This window comes from Litorimonas haliclonae (assembly GCF_965138505.1).
GTDB classification, from domain to species: Bacteria; Pseudomonadota; Alphaproteobacteria; order Caulobacterales; family Maricaulaceae; genus Litorimonas; species Litorimonas haliclonae.
Window position 1 is genome coordinate 126,440 of the sequence record NZ_CBCSCO010000004.1, and the last position, 14,909, is coordinate 141,348.

18 protein-coding genes are annotated in these 14,909 nt (G+C 51.2%); 7 read left to right on the forward strand and 11 right to left on the reverse strand.

The features are described from left to right. Positions 1-119: 119 nt before the first annotated feature. The 10 genes from ACNA05_RS10245 to ACNA05_RS10290 all read right to left on the reverse strand — a co-directional run bounded on the left by ACNA05_RS10245 (position 120) and on the right by ACNA05_RS10290 (position 6,790). A complete protein-coding gene (locus ACNA05_RS10245; RefSeq protein WP_415811391.1) occupies positions 120-551 on the reverse strand; it encodes a PA2169 family four-helix-bundle protein in 432 nt (143 codons plus the stop codon). Positions 552-718: 167 nt separating this feature from the next. Beyond that, entirely contained in the window at positions 719-991 is a 273-nt protein-coding gene (locus ACNA05_RS10250) for a hypothetical protein (protein ID WP_415811392.1), read from the reverse strand. Then, entirely contained in the window at positions 992-1,798 is an 807-nt protein-coding gene (gene trpA / locus ACNA05_RS10255; RefSeq protein ID WP_415811393.1) for a tryptophan synthase subunit alpha, read from the reverse strand. Between the two features lie 58 nt (positions 1,799-1,856). After that, a complete protein-coding gene (locus tag ACNA05_RS10260; protein WP_415811394.1) occupies positions 1,857-2,723 on the reverse strand; it encodes a hypothetical protein in 867 nt (288 codons plus the stop codon). Further along, the gene (locus ACNA05_RS10265; protein ID WP_415811395.1) at positions 2,690-3,100 is read right to left on the reverse strand and encodes a hypothetical protein; all 411 of its coding nucleotides are present in this window, start codon (positions 3,098-3,100) and stop codon (positions 2,690-2,692) included. Before ACNA05_RS10265 ends, ACNA05_RS10260 begins: the two co-directional genes overlap by 34 nt. Beyond that, positions 3,085-3,567 carry a hypothetical protein gene (locus ACNA05_RS10270; protein ID WP_415811396.1) on the reverse strand — a complete coding sequence of 161 codons (483 nt, stop codon included), beginning with the start codon at positions 3,565-3,567 and terminating at the stop codon, positions 3,085-3,087. The genes ACNA05_RS10265 and ACNA05_RS10270 overlap by 16 nt, the downstream gene beginning before the upstream one ends. A 221-nt stretch (positions 3,568-3,788) precedes the next feature. Continuing rightward, positions 3,789-4,400 carry a hypothetical protein gene (locus ACNA05_RS10275; RefSeq protein WP_415811397.1) on the reverse strand — a complete coding sequence of 204 codons (612 nt, stop codon included), beginning with the start codon at positions 4,398-4,400 and terminating at the stop codon, positions 3,789-3,791. A gap of 291 nt (positions 4,401-4,691) precedes the next feature. Then, a complete protein-coding gene (trpB, locus tag ACNA05_RS10280; RefSeq protein WP_415811398.1) occupies positions 4,692-5,918 on the reverse strand; it encodes a tryptophan synthase subunit beta in 1,227 nt (408 codons plus the stop codon). Beyond that, entirely contained in the window at positions 5,911-6,570 is a 660-nt protein-coding gene (locus ACNA05_RS10285) for a phosphoribosylanthranilate isomerase (protein WP_415811399.1), read from the reverse strand. The genes trpB and ACNA05_RS10285 overlap by 8 nt, the downstream gene beginning before the upstream one ends. A 46-nt stretch (positions 6,571-6,616) precedes the next feature. Then, positions 6,617-6,790 carry a DUF1328 domain-containing protein gene (locus ACNA05_RS10290; protein WP_415811400.1) on the reverse strand — a complete coding sequence of 58 codons (174 nt, stop codon included), beginning with the start codon at positions 6,788-6,790 and terminating at the stop codon, positions 6,617-6,619. Positions 6,791-6,988: 198 nt separating this feature from the next. On the opposite strand from ACNA05_RS10290, the gene rpoN reads away from it, so the two are divergent. Continuing rightward, the gene (gene rpoN, locus ACNA05_RS10295) at positions 6,989-8,473 is read left to right on the forward strand and encodes an RNA polymerase factor sigma-54 (RefSeq protein ID WP_415811401.1); all 1,485 of its coding nucleotides are present in this window, start codon (positions 6,989-6,991) and stop codon (positions 8,471-8,473) included. 24 nt (positions 8,474-8,497) lie between these two features. Here rpoN and ACNA05_RS10300 read toward each other — a convergent pair whose 3' ends face one another. Next, on the reverse strand, positions 8,498-9,376 hold the full coding sequence (locus tag ACNA05_RS10300) for a DUF1295 domain-containing protein (protein WP_415811402.1): 879 nt from the start codon (positions 9,374-9,376) through the stop codon (positions 8,498-8,500). 248 nt (positions 9,377-9,624) lie between these two features. On the opposite strand from ACNA05_RS10300, the gene ACNA05_RS10305 reads away from it, so the two are divergent. The 6 genes from ACNA05_RS10305 (at position 9,625) to glmM (ending at position 14,809) form a co-directional block, all read left to right on the forward strand. Next, positions 9,625-10,329 carry a response regulator transcription factor gene (locus tag ACNA05_RS10305; protein WP_415811548.1) on the forward strand — a complete coding sequence of 235 codons (705 nt, stop codon included), beginning with the start codon at positions 9,625-9,627 and terminating at the stop codon, positions 10,327-10,329. 49 nt (positions 10,330-10,378) lie between these two features. Next, complete coding sequence (locus ACNA05_RS10310) at positions 10,379-12,037, forward strand: stimulus-sensing domain-containing protein (RefSeq protein WP_415811403.1); 1,659 nt, start codon at positions 10,379-10,381, stop codon at positions 12,035-12,037. Between the two features lie 118 nt (positions 12,038-12,155). Then, positions 12,156-12,560 carry a PTS sugar transporter subunit IIA gene (locus ACNA05_RS10315; protein ID WP_415811404.1) on the forward strand — a complete coding sequence of 135 codons (405 nt, stop codon included), beginning with the start codon at positions 12,156-12,158 and terminating at the stop codon, positions 12,558-12,560. Positions 12,561-12,587: 27 nt separating this feature from the next. Then, entirely contained in the window at positions 12,588-12,878 is a 291-nt protein-coding gene (locus ACNA05_RS10320) for an HPr family phosphocarrier protein (RefSeq protein ID WP_415811405.1), read from the forward strand. Positions 12,879-12,890: 12 nt separating this feature from the next. Next, entirely contained in the window at positions 12,891-13,316 is a 426-nt protein-coding gene (locus tag ACNA05_RS10325; RefSeq protein WP_415811406.1) for an energy transducer TonB, read from the forward strand. Positions 13,317-13,432: 116 nt separating this feature from the next. Next, positions 13,433-14,809, forward strand: coding sequence for a phosphoglucosamine mutase (gene glmM / locus ACNA05_RS10330; protein ID WP_415811407.1), 1,377 nt, complete (start codon positions 13,433-13,435; stop codon positions 14,807-14,809). Positions 14,810-14,909: the final 100 nt, after the last annotated feature.

A 14,909-nucleotide genomic window follows, 5' to 3' on the forward strand; every position in this document is an offset into this window, starting at 1 on the left:
AAGCAAAAGAATGAGTCGTCGTCGAGTTTATTTGTTTCACGTAATAAAAAAACGGATAAGCAAAAGCTTATCCGCTAAATTTTCATTCTGAGCGAACCCAGAGTTAAGCTCAATCTAAACTAGTCTAACATTTCCGCGAAGCTTTCGCCTGATTTAGCCGAGCTATGCGCTTTTTGTAACAGCTCTCTAGTCTGAGGAAGTAATTCGTCATCCTCTAACTTATCTTCAATTTTCTCTGCTAGATGCTCTTCGCCGTCGTCCAAAGCTGAAATTGCGGCTTTCTCGTCGTCTCTGAAAAGAGAAGAGAAACGTGTGAAACCGCGATGCACGGCCCCTGCCATACTGCCATCTTCTTCTGGGTCACCGCCAATTTTGCGGACATGCATTTGAATTTCTGCCACCAAATCACGGCGCTCCTGTTCGCGTCTCTTGAACTCCTGCTGTAGACTGTAATCGTCATCTGAGACTTCACAGCATGTCTCATAGCCTTGGCAACTATCGATCAGAGTTTTGGTGATTGAATTCAGGACTTTAATGTCGCGTTTACTCATGGATTTTTCTCCTTTGTGATTAATGCACGTCTCTGGCAATTGATGAGGCGTGTGATAAGAAGAGAATACCTGGGTTCGAATAGAGTTCCTGCGGCTAGGAAAAAATTCCATAACTCATGTTAACTTGCGACGGGTTTCACCCCAAAGCTTCGTAAAAATATCCAAGATTAAATCGAATATTCTTTTTTCGTCACGACATGGCCATAGCGCTGCACAAATTTTCGTTTGATGCGGCGCACCATATTGGTTTCATTTTCAGGTTTGAGGCCTTCGGCAATTATCAAGGCTTCGGTGAACCGTTTGGACGTCAGCGGCTTGCCGTCTTTCAACAAGTCCTTCGCCGTGACACCCGCGCACATATTCCATTCCGTACACATGTCGGACAAGAGTATATCTAAATCCGCTTCGAGTTCCGGATGACGGCGTCTTTCCCAAGCCATTTAAGTCTCTCCATGAGTGGCGTCAGCCAGTGATTTCACAAGAGCCAGAGTCGCGTCAGGGCCGTCTTCAAACAGTGTTCTGACAATCGCGGTTCCGACCACAACGCCGTCGGCATCCTCGGCGACAACGCGGGCGCGCTCAGGCGTCTTGACGCCAAAGCCGACCACAACGGGAAGTTTGGCCGCCTCTTTCACACAAGCGACTTGTTCTTTGATGGATGTCCCTTTTTCTTTATTGGCGACATTATTTGCGCCGGTCACGCCGGTCATCGACACATAATAAACAAAGCCTTTTGTCCCTTCGACGACTTTGGGGAGGCGCTGTGCGTTGGTTGTCGGCGTGGCGAGTCGGATGAGGGCCAAGTCATGGGCGTCAAACGCGGCGCGGAGCTCTGCGTCTTCTTCAGGCGGGAGGTCAACAATAATGGCGCCATCCACACCCGCGTCTTTGGCGGCCTCTGAAAACGCCTCGTAACCCATTTGGTGGATGGGATTACAATAGCCCATGACAATGATAGGCGTCGTCGTGTTCTGCGTTCGAAACTCTTTTGCCATTTCGAGAACGGATTTGAGAGTTGTGCCGGATTTCCGGGCGCGAATCCCCGCGTCTTCGATGACGGGACCATCGGCCATGGGATCGGTAAAAGGAATGCCGAGTTCAATAATATCGACGCCGTGTTCGGGCAGGGCGTTTAGCATTTTTTGCGAGGTTTCACGATCCGGATCGCCGCCCATAATATAGGCGACGAAAGCCGCCTTGTTTTGGGCTTTCAGGTCGGAAAAGGTCTGGTCAATGCGTAAGGTCATGGGAGGTGACCTAAAAGTTTTTATCCCGACTGACCAGACCTTAGTTTCCGCGATAAGCCTATCTTCGCAGAAGATTTTGCGTGTTTTGCAAAGACCTTACTGGTTGTCTTTGGGCCGGCTGCCCCGGGTAGACGTGCTGCGGCCTACGTTGTGCATCATTATGATAGGGTTGATAGGCTGGGCCATTTGTAGGCTGATAATGGGTAGGAATGTTTTGTGGCCCACAACACCCCACTATCGGACGCGCTGAAGTAGCTTGCGGTTTGGTTTGGCCGGGTTGTGACCCCCCGTAATAGGGGTTTTGGGGCGCCGAGGAGGCGCGGACCTCTCGCCGGGGTTGGGATTGGGGAGGCGTAGAGATCCGCATTTTTTGAACTTGTGAATTTTGAGACTGAGAGGAATTAGCCGCTAAATGAAAGGGTTGAGCAGCCTGGCGGGGCGCGGCATGCGGCGGCGCCTGAGAAATAACCTGCCGCGCGGCATTGGCGTCCAGCATATTAGAGGAGGCGCCGGCCCGCATGAGCTGCAGCTCCATCTGCAAACGGCTGATTTCCAAGTCATAAAGCCGGGTGCAATCCACGCGTTTGGGCCGCTTACCGAGCGGAACCGTAATGCGTCCATAGACCGACATAGAATCACGGTCGAACATATCATTTGAACCAATTACGCCGAGGTCGAAATTCGGCCCGCCCGATCCTACAGAGGACTGGCAAGAAATCCCGCCCGATCCGCGGACAATGTCCTGGCCCGTCACGTTCGGAATGGTTGGAAGGTTAAAACCGTTCTGATTGTAAGAACTAGAGGTGCTTGGCAGGATTATGGGGTTGTTGGCATTGTCTGGAATGACTTGCGCTGCGGCATTACCGGCACAGACCGCCCCGCTTAATAGAATTAGCTTAATCGCTGTGCTGAGACTTTTCCGCATACTTCCCCCCTATAGCTTTGTCCGATTCCGCCGAGACGTGGTGTGATGGTATTGCAAATATAAACAACGCGGTGGCTCTCGTGCCTGAACGGGATAAGCGCCGTTACGATGACCTTTTGATTGGGAGCAAGAATGCGATTCGCGTTGGACAGATAGATAGGTTCGATGAGGTGCCAATCAGACGAGTAAACTCTGACATTGGCCTTTTGAGGGCTGTCATAAGGGTTGCTGATTTCGATCTGGGCGACAAATTGTGAATTAAATCCACGGACTTCCTGAGTCATCGGGGCAACACTTTGCGCTGCCGCCGAGATAGCCAAACCGCCAAGAAAGCTGAGGGTCGCTGCCGAAAGGAGATGGCTTACGGAGCGACGCATCGGACCACCGTAATAAGTTCGTATGCGCCGCTTTCAAAGGCGCCAGATGTTTTTGTTGCTGTCGCATCAATCTCTATAGTCGTTGTACCGATGCCAAGGATGGATACCACCACCCCTAACAAGTTAGATAGGATCGTGCCGCCGGAGGCTGAATATTCGGCCTCGAAGACAGTATTTAAATCTGCGGAAGGAGGTCCAACGGAAAATCCGCTCGGACTGATGATTTCGATCGTGTTGCCGGGTCCATTCGTGACGACTGATACGCGGCCCCGTAGCCCGCCCGCCTCTTTTGAGGATAAGACTGTTTGATCCGAAGAGACGCCGAGAAGTCCATCATTTAAGACGACAAGCGAACAGCTATCATTAACAACGCCTCGAAAATTGACATTTTGATCCACCGCTGATGCGGGTACCGATAGCATGGCCGAGGCGGCTCCAGCCAGAATTATAAATTTTAACGGCTTCATATAGCCCTCCCGATTTTCACGCCCCCATCGTTGCGGAAGCAGACAACATAAGGTAGCATTTAAGGAAAACCTTAAAAATATATTACAGTCTAAGATTGTTTTTGGTATTATTGGGAAAGTAATGTCTAGCCAAAGAAAAAGGCTCCTCAAGTAGGAGCCTTTGGAAAAATTAATTTTCGGGGTGGAGGTTCAGCTACCCTCATGCTTCATGAGCAATTTGCTTATCGAGCGGCCTGTTTCACACCCTCGTAATGATGTTCACATGTTTTTCCGTCAAAGCCCATAATGAAAACAATTTGGCGATAATCTTTACGGGTCAGGCTAGGCAGGCGCGGTTCGTTTAGCGCTCGGTCTGTCCAAACGCCAACAGACATTGTGCGGTTGCAGCCCGTCGCGTCAGTTTTCAAATATTTCGTTTCGCCTTTCTTGCGGTGCGTTGGATCTTTTTTCCATCCAAGAGTTTCCATTTCGGCCATATATTTTCTGGCGGCGATATCGTGCAGACCAATCGGAAGCTCGGCCTTTAGTTTTTCGCAAGCGATCAAAAGAAATCCGCCGCTAAGCGTGAGGCCTTTTTGAATCCGCGAGCAGCCATCTGTGCGGGCTGTCTCGGTTTGGCGCTTAATATTGGTCAAACCCTTAAAGAGAAGTTCGCGGGGTTGGGTATCGAAAACCGGAGCCTTCAATCCCTGAAGGGCGGGACTATCTGTTAGATTTGTGCTGGGGGCGGGCGCTTCCGCTACCAAATCCTGAGCCTGCGCCGTAACGGTTGGCAAAGCTATGAGCGTTGCAAGTCCTAATCCGAGTGAAACAATTTTCCTTGAAACTTTCATGGAATATTCCCCTTCTGCTGCGCCAGGTTCCTGACACGTAACTAAAGACCGTCACCTTGAGGTGATTATTGTCTACCCTCACTTCTTTTAAATGAAATTTGAGGGCTAACGTCAATGACCCTCACAGAAGAAAGGTAAAGAAGGGTTACTATTCTTGGAAGAAATAACAGATTTTTCAGAGTGAATCTATTCAAGTTTAAACTGTTTAAATTGATTCCAATTGAATCCAGATTTTTCGACTAGAAGAAAGAGACCTTCAGCTGAACACAGCGAAGGGCAGGAATAGCAAAGCTATCCATCCGTCCCTTCGCTGATATGTTCGCCGAGCGCGTCGGCGATGGTGAAGACGTCCTTATCCCCGCGGCCGCACATATTCATAATGATTAGGCCTTCTGGCCCAAGTTCTTTGGCGAGTTCGACCGTGCGGGGTATAGCATGGCTGGGCTCTAGCGCGGGGAGGATGCCTTCGAGGCGGGCGCATTCCTGGAACCAATGCAGGGCTTCGTCGTCTGTCGCGCTGACATATTCGGCGCGCCCGATATCGTGCAGATAAGCGTGTTCCGGACCGATGCCGGGATAGTCTAATCCTGCAGAAATAGAATGCGCGTCTGCGATCTGTCCGTTTTCATCTTGCAGTAAATAAGTCCGATTGCCGTGGAGCACGCCCGGCGTACCGCCCGTCAGCGAGGCGGCGTGCAGTCCGGACTTAACGCCTTTCCCGGCGGCTTCGACGCCAATCAGGCGCACGTCTTTATGGGGGACGAATTCATGGAAGAGTCCCATGGCGTTGGAGCCGCCGCCGATACAGGCAACAACGGCATCTGGCAGTCGGCCTTCGGCGTCCATAATCTGCTCTTTTGCTTCGCGGCCTATGACAGCTTGAAAGTCACGAACCATGGCCGGGTAAGGGTGCGGTCCCGCGACAGTGCCGATACAATAAAATGTATCGCCGACATTTGTAACCCAGTCGCGCAGGGCTTCGTTCATGGCGTCTTTTAGGGTAGCTGTTCCCGAATGCACGGCCCGGACTTCGGCGCCGAGGAGGCGCATACGAAAGACATTCGGTTTTTGCCGGACAATATCGACCGCGCCCATATAGACAATACACTCCATGCCGAGGCGTGCGGCGACAGTCGCCGTGGCAACGCCGTGCTGTCCTGCGCCGGTTTCCGCGATAATGCGCTTCTTGCCCATGCGTTTGGCGAGCAGGAGCTGGCCCATGCAGTTATTGATCTTATGCGCGCCAGTATGGTTTAGCTCGTCGCGTTTGAAATAGATTTTAGCGCCACCCGCTTCTTCGGTCAGGCGCTCGGCAAAATAGAGAGGGGAAGGCCGGCCCACATAATGGGCCATGAAGTAATCCAGCTCTTTCTGAAACTTCGGATCGGCCTTTGCGTCTTCATAGGCTTTTTGAAGTTCCAGAATGGGCGGCATCAGAGTCTCGGAGACATAACGCCCGCCAAAGTCGCCAAAACGACCATTTTCATCGGGGAAGGGGATGTTCTCTGGTTTACCCATGGGAGTTGACCGCTTTCATAAAGGCTTGGATTTTGAACACATCCTTTACGCCCGGAGCGCTTTCGACGCCAGAGCTAACGTCCAGAATGGGTGCTTTTGTCCTAGATATGGCCTCTCTCACCGTGTCGGGGTTGAGCCCTCCGGCAAGCGCAAAGGTTTTTGGCGTGGGCGCGCGGGCAATGATATCCCAATCAATCGCGACGCCATGCCCGCCTCTGACTTGCGAGCCTTTAGGCGGTTTCGCATCAAATAAAACAAAGTCGACGATCCCGGCATATTCGCCCGCTGTCTTCATGTCTTCGTCCGTGACAATGGGAATGGCTTTGATAAGCCCGAAATCATATCGTTTTGAAATCTGCGCGAGCCGGTCGACTGTTTCGTCGCCGTGAAATTGAACAAAGTCAGGCGCAAGGTCTCGGGCAATTCTGTCCAAGAGGTGGTCATCGGCATTCACCGTGACGGCAACGCGCTTGGCGAGTCCCTTGGTCGGCGAGAAGAGAGGCTTGGCCTCTGAGACGCTAACGCGTCGGGGACTATTCGCTTCGACAATAAAACCAAGAAAACCTGCCCCCGCACTAATTGCATCTTGCACATCCTCGGCGCGCGTAAGGCCACAAATTTTGACTGTTGGGGAAAAAGAAAGGGAGCTCATCGAGCTCCCTTAGCATAGTCTTATTGGCTTGCCAGTCCTAGAACTGTCAGACGACAGAGCGTCCTTTAAAGGCCCGGATGATGAAAGAAATCACCAATAAGACGAGGAAAATGACGAATAAGACTTGAGCTACACCTGCCATTGCGCCTGCAATCCCAGTGAACCCCAATAAACCCGCAATGATAGCGAGAATGAAAAATGCGATTGACCAACCTAACATGTTGACCTCCTTTAAATTGTTATAAGTACCAAACGTCGTCCTCAAAGCTTGGTTCCGTGAGGCCCTCCCGCTCGAATGCTACAAATTATTAACCCTGTCGCCACACGCGAAATTAAGCCTTCTTTCCTAAAGACTGTTCCAAGACGGCCTGAAATCAAAAATGGCCCGGTATGTGAAAGTGAAGCAGGGTAGGCAGACGTGGCATTAGCTCCAAAATTACAGGCGCGGCAGAGTCAGCAGCTCGCAATGACGCCCCAATTACGGCAAGCGATCCAATTGCTACAATATTCCAATATTGAACTCGCCGAATTTGTTGAAGAGCAATTAGAGAGTAATCCCCTTTTAGAGCGCGGAACGGGAGACGAAAACCGGCGCGGGGAGCAAATTGCGAATACGCTGAAAGATGCGATGCGGGCGACAGTGGATAAGGACGCGCCTGCGGCGGCTGGTTCAGACCTAGACGCGCCGGACCACGCGGTTAATCCGGACTCAACTGCGGCGGATGTGGGCGGATCGGTCGATTGGTCACGTAACGATAAATCCGGAAGCTTTTCAGGCGGCGGAGAGTATGACGCGGCAGAAAATGCGGCGGCGGAAGTCAGCCTTGCCGATCACGTAACGGCGCAGCGGGCCCTCCTCAGATTGGAGCCGCGTGATGTACTGATTGCCGATTATATGATCGGGCAATTGGATGAGGCTGGATACCTTCGGATGAGCGTCGAAGAAATTGCGGAAAACCTCGGCGTGGGGACGGCCCGTATCTCTTCACTTCTGACGCAGCTCCAGACCTGTGAGCCGACCGGATTGTTTGCGAGGGATTTGTCAGAGTGTCTGGCGCTACAATTACGCGAGCAGGAGGCGCTGGACGCGCCGATGCAAGTCTTGCTCGGAAATTTGGAATTATTGGCCAAGCATGATCTGTCGAAATTGATGAAAATATGCGACGTGGGGCGGGACCGGATGAGCGCCATGATAGCCCGCATCCGGGACTGCGCGCCCAAACCGGGCGCCGAATATAGCGGGACAACCGCTCAGGTTGTCGAGCCGGATGTGTTTATCCGCGAAACGCCGAATGGGGGATGGGCTGTCGAGTTAAACGCGGACACTCTTCCGCGCGTGCTCGTCAATAATCGCTATTACAATGAAATACAAAAAGTGGGCGGCAAGGATGAAACGGCTCGGGAGTTTATTTCCGAATGTCACCAAAGCGCGAGCTGGCTTGTGAAGTCTTTGGACCAACGGGCGCGCACAATTTTGAAAGTGACGAGTGAAATCGTCAAACAGCAAGATGCGTTTTTCGCTTACGGGGTGGATCATATGCGTCCGCTCAAGCTTAAAGACGTCGCGGATGTAATCGATATGCACGAAAGCACGGTCAGCCGCGTGACCTCCAATAAATTTATGCACACGTCACGCGGCTTGTTTGAGCTGAAATATTTCTTCACGGCTTCTATCCCGTCGCTGGACGGCGGAGAAGGTCACTCGGCCGAAGCGGTGCGCAATAAAATAAAAATCCTCATCAGCGAAGAGACAGAGAAATCTGTCAAATCAGATGACAAGCTGGTCAAACTTTTGCGAGGCGAAGGCATTGATATCGCGCGCCGGACAGTTGCAAAATACCGTGAAAGCATGGGTATTCCGAGCAGCGTTGAGCGGCGCCGGATATTTAAATACGCGGTTTAACAAACCAATTGGTTGTCGGAGGGGCTAGGCCTCCACTTCACTCTTATCTTTAGGCGGCAATGGAAAGAACCCACTGGTGCGTTGAATATAGACTTTATAATTTTTTCGCTTGCCCATGTCCTTTTCGAGCAAATCTTTACCCGACACATTCGTCAGCAGATAGGTCATGATGATCGGCGCGAATACCGTCGCCCAGCCCCAGGGCGCTTCGCAAGCAACGAGCCAGATACCCCACCACATGCAGGCATTGCCAAAATAATTTGGATGGCGGGTATAGCGCCATAGTCCGGTGTTCAGAACAGGTTTGTCCTCCTGCGGGCCGTCATAATCCTTATGCTTTTTCATAAAGCGGGAAAGCTGCCAGTCGCCAATTGCTTCGAAAAGAAATCCGATGAGCCAGAGAGTCGCGCCAAGAAGCGCCAGCAGGTTTATATAGGCATTCGCATGGATATAAATTGTGTCTTCGCCGGATGTAACGACACGGCCTGCGACGTGGGTGGCCATCGCAACCCAGACCGGCGCGCTGACAATCATAATCAATAGGCCTTGTCCCCAATAGATTGAAAACAGACTTCTCAATCGCCACCCAGCTTCACTAAGTTTGGACCGTTTCCGCATGGCGACATAGCGCTTATCTTCGCCGTGCCCCAAGTTTCGAAGAGCCAAATATATCGTCAGGCGCGCGCCCCAAATCACGGGGAGTAAGCCTAAGAGCCAGAGGTAAGGGGTTCTCGGATTGGCCAGGTAAAGGCAAACTGCGCCGACACATAGAAACCCGAACCCCCAAAAGATGTCTACGAGGCTGGCATCTTTTACAGCAACGCTAACGGCCCAGAGCATAGTCAGTAATCCAAACACCAGCGCTGCGGCATGGAAGAAATAAACGAGAATATCTGTCAGCATGGCTCACCCCTTAAATTTTTATTGGATTAGTAGCGTTTCTTACGGGCTATGCAATGCCACGGTTTGGCCAAAAATGCCGAAACTAAGGCGGTCTATTGCCATACCCGCGCCATAGTCGTTTTCTATACCAAGTCCATCATTCACGAAACGAGGGTTGGACAATGCAGACGATGAGCTTAGTAAGGAACAAGGATTACTCACCGCGTCAGGTCAAGACGTCGGTGGACGGGTTGAGACGAGAGACCGCTATGGCCAAGATTTATCTGGTAGATGATGACGAGAATATTTTGACCTCTGTGTCAATGTTTTTGGAAGGGGAGGGCTATGAAGTGCGCAAATTCCATGACGGGGTGAGCGCGCTGGAGGCTCTAAAAGAATCCCCGCCCGATTTGGCCGTGCTGGACGTAAAAATGCCGCGCATGGACGGGTTAGAGCTTCTCCGTCGTTTGCGTCAGACTTCCAACCTACCTGTTATCTTTTTGACCTCGAAAGACGATGAATTTGATGAAGCAATCGGGTTCAACATGGGCGCGGATGATTATATCACCAAGCCATTCTCGCAACGTTTGCTTGGCGAGCGGATCAAAGCGGTCTTGCGACGTGCCTCTCTAACTTCCATTGAAATGCCGACCCCGCAAGAAGGCGATGACAAGGTCATTCGCCGCGGAAAACTCTTGCTTGATCCGAACCGTCATGCCTGTTCTTGGGATGGCCAAGCTGTTCGATTGACTGTTACAGAATTTCTTATTTTGGAAAGCCTGGCCAATCGTCCCGGTTACGTTAAATCCCGCGACCAACTAATGGACGCCGCTTATGACGACCAAGTTTATGTCGATGACCGAACGATTGATTCCCATATCAAACGCCTGCGCAAAAAATTCCGCAAGACTGATAAAAGTTTTGACGGTATAGAAACCCTCTATGGTGTCGGATATAAATATAAAGAAGCCTAAGGGGCAAGCGCCCAATGAAGACAAGAAACGGCCCGCGAAAGCGGGTCGGATGCGTTTACGTGAAAGACGCCTACGCCAAGGACGATTAGGCCCGAGGCGATCTTTAATCAGCTCTCGCTTGACGCGCGTTATCTTCGTTTCCAATTTAATCGGCTTGATCATTTTATTGACTGGCTCTCTGGCAATGAATCGATTCGAGGAAGGCTTGATCAATGCGAAAGTTGATAATTTGCGTTCCCTCGCTGCGACGATCACGACAGTTATCGGAGAGCAGGCAACCGGTAGAGGTTCTTCCGCCGAATTAGATGTTGCCGGAGCTAAACAGGTTTTGCGCGGTGTAAACACGCCGCAAGGATGGCGCGTTCGCTTGCATGATCGCTCCGGCGAAGTCGTTGCGGACACGACCAGCTTGGACGAGACCATTTCGGTGGGGGCATTGGATCCGATTATTTCCGAAATTCCGGAAGAGCCATTGCACGAACAATGGCTAGATAAAGCGAAGATCTGGTTTGCCGCGCGTTTAAATGATTTGCCTTGGCGAAAAGCAAATAGAAATAATTTGCGCCGAGATCTTCGGGGTGATGTGCAAATGGCCTTGACCGGCGATCCGATTATGGGGCCGCGATATGACGAAAACGATAATCTGATTGTGACGGTCTCTCTTCCGGTCCAGCGCGTACAACATATTCTGGGCGTCGTAACCGTCGAGAGCGATGATGTATCGGGTATTGTTAATGCCGAACGCCAAGCCCTTGCCCCGATCATTGGTTTGGCTATTTTGGCCACTATCCTGAGTTCTCTGGCGCTGACTTTGTTTATCACATTGCCGATGCGAAAATTGGCACGCGCGGCGGAGCTTGTCACTCGCAGCTCAGATAAACGCGACGCGATTCCAGACCTCTCAAGCCGCCGGGATGAAATCGGTGATTTGTCCAAAGTCATGCGGGAAATGACTCAGGGGCTCTATTCGCGCATTGATGACATTGCGAATTTCGCCGCTGATGTGGCGCATGAAATCAAAAACCCTCTGACGTCTCTGCGGTCGGCTTCGGATACGCTTCGCGTGGCCCGGACGGATGATCAGAGAAATCAGCTTATTGATATTATTCAACAAGACGTGTCCCGTATGGACAGGTTAATCACGGATATTTCCAAAGCCTCAAAAGTGGACGCCAATCTGGCACGTGAAACGGCGCAAACATTGGAGGTCGGCGAGATATTGCATAATATCACGGCCTTTTACGGTCAGACTCGTTCCGGTGAGGGGCCCAACGTGGTTCATAACAATCGGCTTCCCGAAGACGAGCCGGTTTATATCCGTGCGTTTGAAACACCCTTTGCTCAAGTCCTTCGAAATTTAATTGATAATGCTCTGACATTTTCACCTGAGGGCGGGGAGGTCCGGGTTTCAGCTGATATTGCTTCCCGAAAAGGGCGAGACCGCGTAATTATTTCTGTCGAGGATGATGGCCCTGGCATTCCGCCTGATAACCTCGAAACTGTCTTTGAGAGGTTCTATACCCAAAGGCCAAAAGGCGCCCAATTCGGGAGCCATTCCGGGCTGGGCCTCGCTATTTGCCGCCAGATTGTCAAAGCCCATAAAGGTCGGATCTATGCCGAAAATAGAAGTGCTGCCAATGGGGATGAAATATTGGGCGCACGATTTGCCGTTGAGGTGCCGCGCCAGAAACCGCGTCCTAACAAATAACCTGAATTTCAAAGGGATTTCCGGAATTTACAGTTTTTATGACAATTCTGTCATTTTCCGGCTTCACAGAGCGTTTTTAATTTGATTAGGTGAAGTTTCGATTTTCGGAGTATTTGCTTTGATTGGATTAGTCATAGTCACGCATGGACAGCTTGCCGTAGAATTACGGCGCGCCACCGAACATGTGGTCGGCCCTCAAGAGGCCGTTGAAACCGTCTGTATCGGCCCGGATGACGATATGGAGCACCGCCGCGAAGATATTGCCGGGGCGGTGAAAAAAGTCAGCCGAGACAAAGGCGTTATTATTCTGACGGATATGTTTGGCGGCACCCCCTCCAATTTGGCGATTTCCATGCTCCGCGACGGAGAGGTAGAAGTTCTCGCCGGGGTAAATCTGCCTATGTTGATAAAACTGGCAGAAGCTCGGCGTACATCCGGTTTGGACGAGGCGTCGCTTAAAGCCAAAGAAGCCGGGCAACGTTATATTGCTATTGCATCAAGAATTCTGGCCGGAGAGACGTAAAAGCCGATGGGGGCCGAGCGTGCTGATATGAGCCAAACGTCTCAAATCACTTTGACCCTGACGAATAAGCGCGGCCTTCACGCTCGAGCTTCTAACAAATTCATGGAAACCGTTTCGCTGTACCAGTCTCAAATCTGGGTGCGAAGCCATAATGATGTTTGCGCCGAACGGGTTGAAGCCGACTCTGTCATGGAGCTTCTCTTACTCGGATCAGCCTGCGGAGAGGAGATTACCGTCACCGCGCAAGGGCCGGATGCGCCCGAGGCTATCCAAGCCATTGCCGCTTTGGTAGAGAACCGCTTCGGAGAAGTGGATTAGAGAAGGTTTCTCATGCGGTTTTCAGGTTTAATTTCTGTCAGTTTGGCCGCGGCCGTTTTGGCGAGTTGCGGCAGTACTTCAAAACCCTTTGAACCAGCCAGCCAATATCCGCCTGACCCTTGGGTCAAAGGGTATTCGGCAGCGGATGACTGCATCGGCGGTGAAAAACTTGCCGCGCGGGAGTTTGTGATGCCGGAATACCCTTCACGAGCTTACCGAACGGGTCGACAAGGCTGGACGATTATGCGGCTTGATGTGGACGCCAGCGGCCAAACTCAAAATGTTGAAATCGAGCGCTCTGTTCCGGACGGCATGTTTGATAAAGCGTCGGAAGACGCCGTGGAAAACTGGACGTTCCAGCCGCCTGCAGACGGCGCGTTGGAGAATTGCCGGGTTTTGCTACGCTATCGCGCTGGGAGTGTGACACTCGGGGGGTAGATTGGTGTGAACTATTTCTTTTGATTTTGTCTTCTTTCAAAATAGTCACATTCATACCATTTTTTACGCTATAGCTTTTAAAAAACGAAACGACTCACAAACTGGATAACTTTTTTATGAGCCAAGATGAAATTCCTGCGCGTAAATTTTTCGGAACGGACGGCGTGCGCGGTCTAGCCAATTCTGACAAGATGACACCGGAAAGTGTAATGCGTTTAGGGCAGGCTGCGGGACGGTATTTCCGCAAGCGTGAAGAAAAAATTGGCTCCCGCCCGACCGTCTTTATCGGTAAGGATACGCGTCTGTCCGGCTATATGATTGAGCCGGCTTTGGTGGCGGGTTTTACATCTGTCGGTATGGACGTACGTCTTTGCGGGCCGATCCCAACCTCTGCGGTCTCTATTCTAACGCGCACCTTACGCGCTGATATGGGCGTTATGATTACAGCGTCGCATAATAAATATCACGATAATGGCTTGAAGTTTTTCGGCCCGGATGGACGTAAACTTTCTAATTCCGCCGAAGCTGAAATCGAAGCCCTGCTCTATGGATCCGATCTTCGATTAGCCAAGCCGGAGAATCTGGGACGTGCCAAGCGATATGAGGATATGCAAGCTCGATATATTGAAATTGCCAAGGCTACCTTCCCGCGTCGCATGCGTCTAACAGGCCTAAAAATTGTGCTCGATTGTGCCAATGGCGCGGCCTACCACACGGCGCCGGATACACTATGGGAACTGGGCGCAGAAGCGGTCATTCCTCTTGGCGTTTCTCCGAATGGTAAGAATATCAATCTCGATTGCGGCTCAACCCATACGGAATTGTTGTCTGAAACGGTTGTGAAAGAGGGCGCGCATGTGGGTATTGCGTTGGATGGTGATGCCGACCGCCTTATCATGTGTGATGAAAAAGGACGCGTTATTGACGGCGATCAGCTTCTCGGCCTGATTGGGTCAGGCTGGCATAAAAAAGGGCAACTTTCTAAACCCGGAATTGTCGCGACAGTTATGAGTAATCTCGGATTAGAGCGATTTTTCGAAGCGCAAGAACTTGACTTTATCCGAACGGATGTCGGGGATCGACATGTTTCGGCGCGGATGCGTCAAGATGGGTATAATCTTGGCGGGGAACAATCCGGTCATATTCTAATGCCGGACTTTACTCCGACAGGGGACGGAACGATTTCTGCCCTGCAGGTACTGGCCGAAATAATTCGTCAAGACAAACCCGCCAGTGAAGTGTTGACCGTATTTGACCCCGTCCCGCAACAGCTCAAAAATGTTAGCTATTCGGGAGACTCCCCCCTTAATAACCCGGTTGTGCAGTCCGCTATTAAAGACGCGCAAGAAAGTTTTGGAACGGAGGGTCGCATTTTAGTGAGAGCTTCTGGAACAGAACCAGTTATCCGTGTCATGGCCGAGGGCGATGATGAGGCAAAAGTCGAAAAACTTACGGATGGTATCGTAAGCGTGATAAAACAACAGGCTAGCTGAGAGGCCTATACACATTTAACCCGGAATAAGTCTTTCCAAGATTCCGCATATCTCTTATGGCTTGAGAACTTAACAAGCGGGCTTAATCGCGGGGCGAGCA

Excerpts from the sequence above, each read along its gene's own strand:
- ACNA05_RS10300 (WP_415811402.1), bottom strand. The coding sequence starts at position 9,376 with ATGCTGACAGATATTCTCGTTTATTTCTTCCATGCCGCAGCGCTGGTG.
- glmM (WP_415811407.1), top strand. The coding sequence starts at position 13,433 with ATGAGCCAAGATGAAATTCCTGCGCGTAAATTTTTCGGAACGGACGGC.
- ACNA05_RS10245 (WP_415811391.1), bottom strand. The coding sequence starts at position 551 with ATGAGTAAACGCGACATTAAAGTCCTGAATTCAATCACCAAAACTCTG.
- ACNA05_RS10275 (WP_415811397.1), bottom strand. The coding sequence starts at position 4,400 with ATGAAAGTTTCAAGGAAAATTGTTTCACTCGGATTAGGACTTGCAACG.
- ACNA05_RS10265 (WP_415811395.1), bottom strand. The coding sequence starts at position 3,100 with ATGCGTCGCTCCGTAAGCCATCTCCTTTCGGCAGCGACCCTCAGCTTT.
- ACNA05_RS10320 (WP_415811405.1), top strand. The coding sequence starts at position 12,588 with ATGAGCCAAACGTCTCAAATCACTTTGACCCTGACGAATAAGCGCGGC.
- ACNA05_RS10250 (WP_415811392.1), bottom strand. The coding sequence starts at position 991 with ATGGCTTGGGAAAGACGCCGTCATCCGGAACTCGAAGCGGATTTAGAT.
- ACNA05_RS10270 (WP_415811396.1), bottom strand. The coding sequence starts at position 3,567 with ATGAAGCCGTTAAAATTTATAATTCTGGCTGGAGCCGCCTCGGCCATG.
- ACNA05_RS10305 (WP_415811548.1), top strand. The coding sequence starts at position 9,625 with ATGGCCAAGATTTATCTGGTAGATGATGACGAGAATATTTTGACCTCT.
- ACNA05_RS10310 (WP_415811403.1), top strand. The coding sequence starts at position 10,379 with ATGCGTTTACGTGAAAGACGCCTACGCCAAGGACGATTAGGCCCGAGG.
- ACNA05_RS10260 (WP_415811394.1), bottom strand. The coding sequence starts at position 2,723 with ATGCGGAAAAGTCTCAGCACAGCGATTAAGCTAATTCTATTAAGCGGG.
- trpA (WP_415811393.1), bottom strand. The coding sequence starts at position 1,798 with ATGACCTTACGCATTGACCAGACCTTTTCCGACCTGAAAGCCCAAAAC.
- ACNA05_RS10290 (WP_415811400.1), bottom strand. The coding sequence starts at position 6,790 with ATGTTAGGTTGGTCAATCGCATTTTTCATTCTCGCTATCATTGCGGGT.
- ACNA05_RS10285 (WP_415811399.1), bottom strand. The coding sequence starts at position 6,570 with ATGAGCTCCCTTTCTTTTTCCCCAACAGTCAAAATTTGTGGCCTTACG.
- ACNA05_RS10325 (WP_415811406.1), top strand. The coding sequence starts at position 12,891 with ATGCGGTTTTCAGGTTTAATTTCTGTCAGTTTGGCCGCGGCCGTTTTG.
- trpB (WP_415811398.1), bottom strand. The coding sequence starts at position 5,918 with ATGGGTAAACCAGAGAACATCCCCTTCCCCGATGAAAATGGTCGTTTT.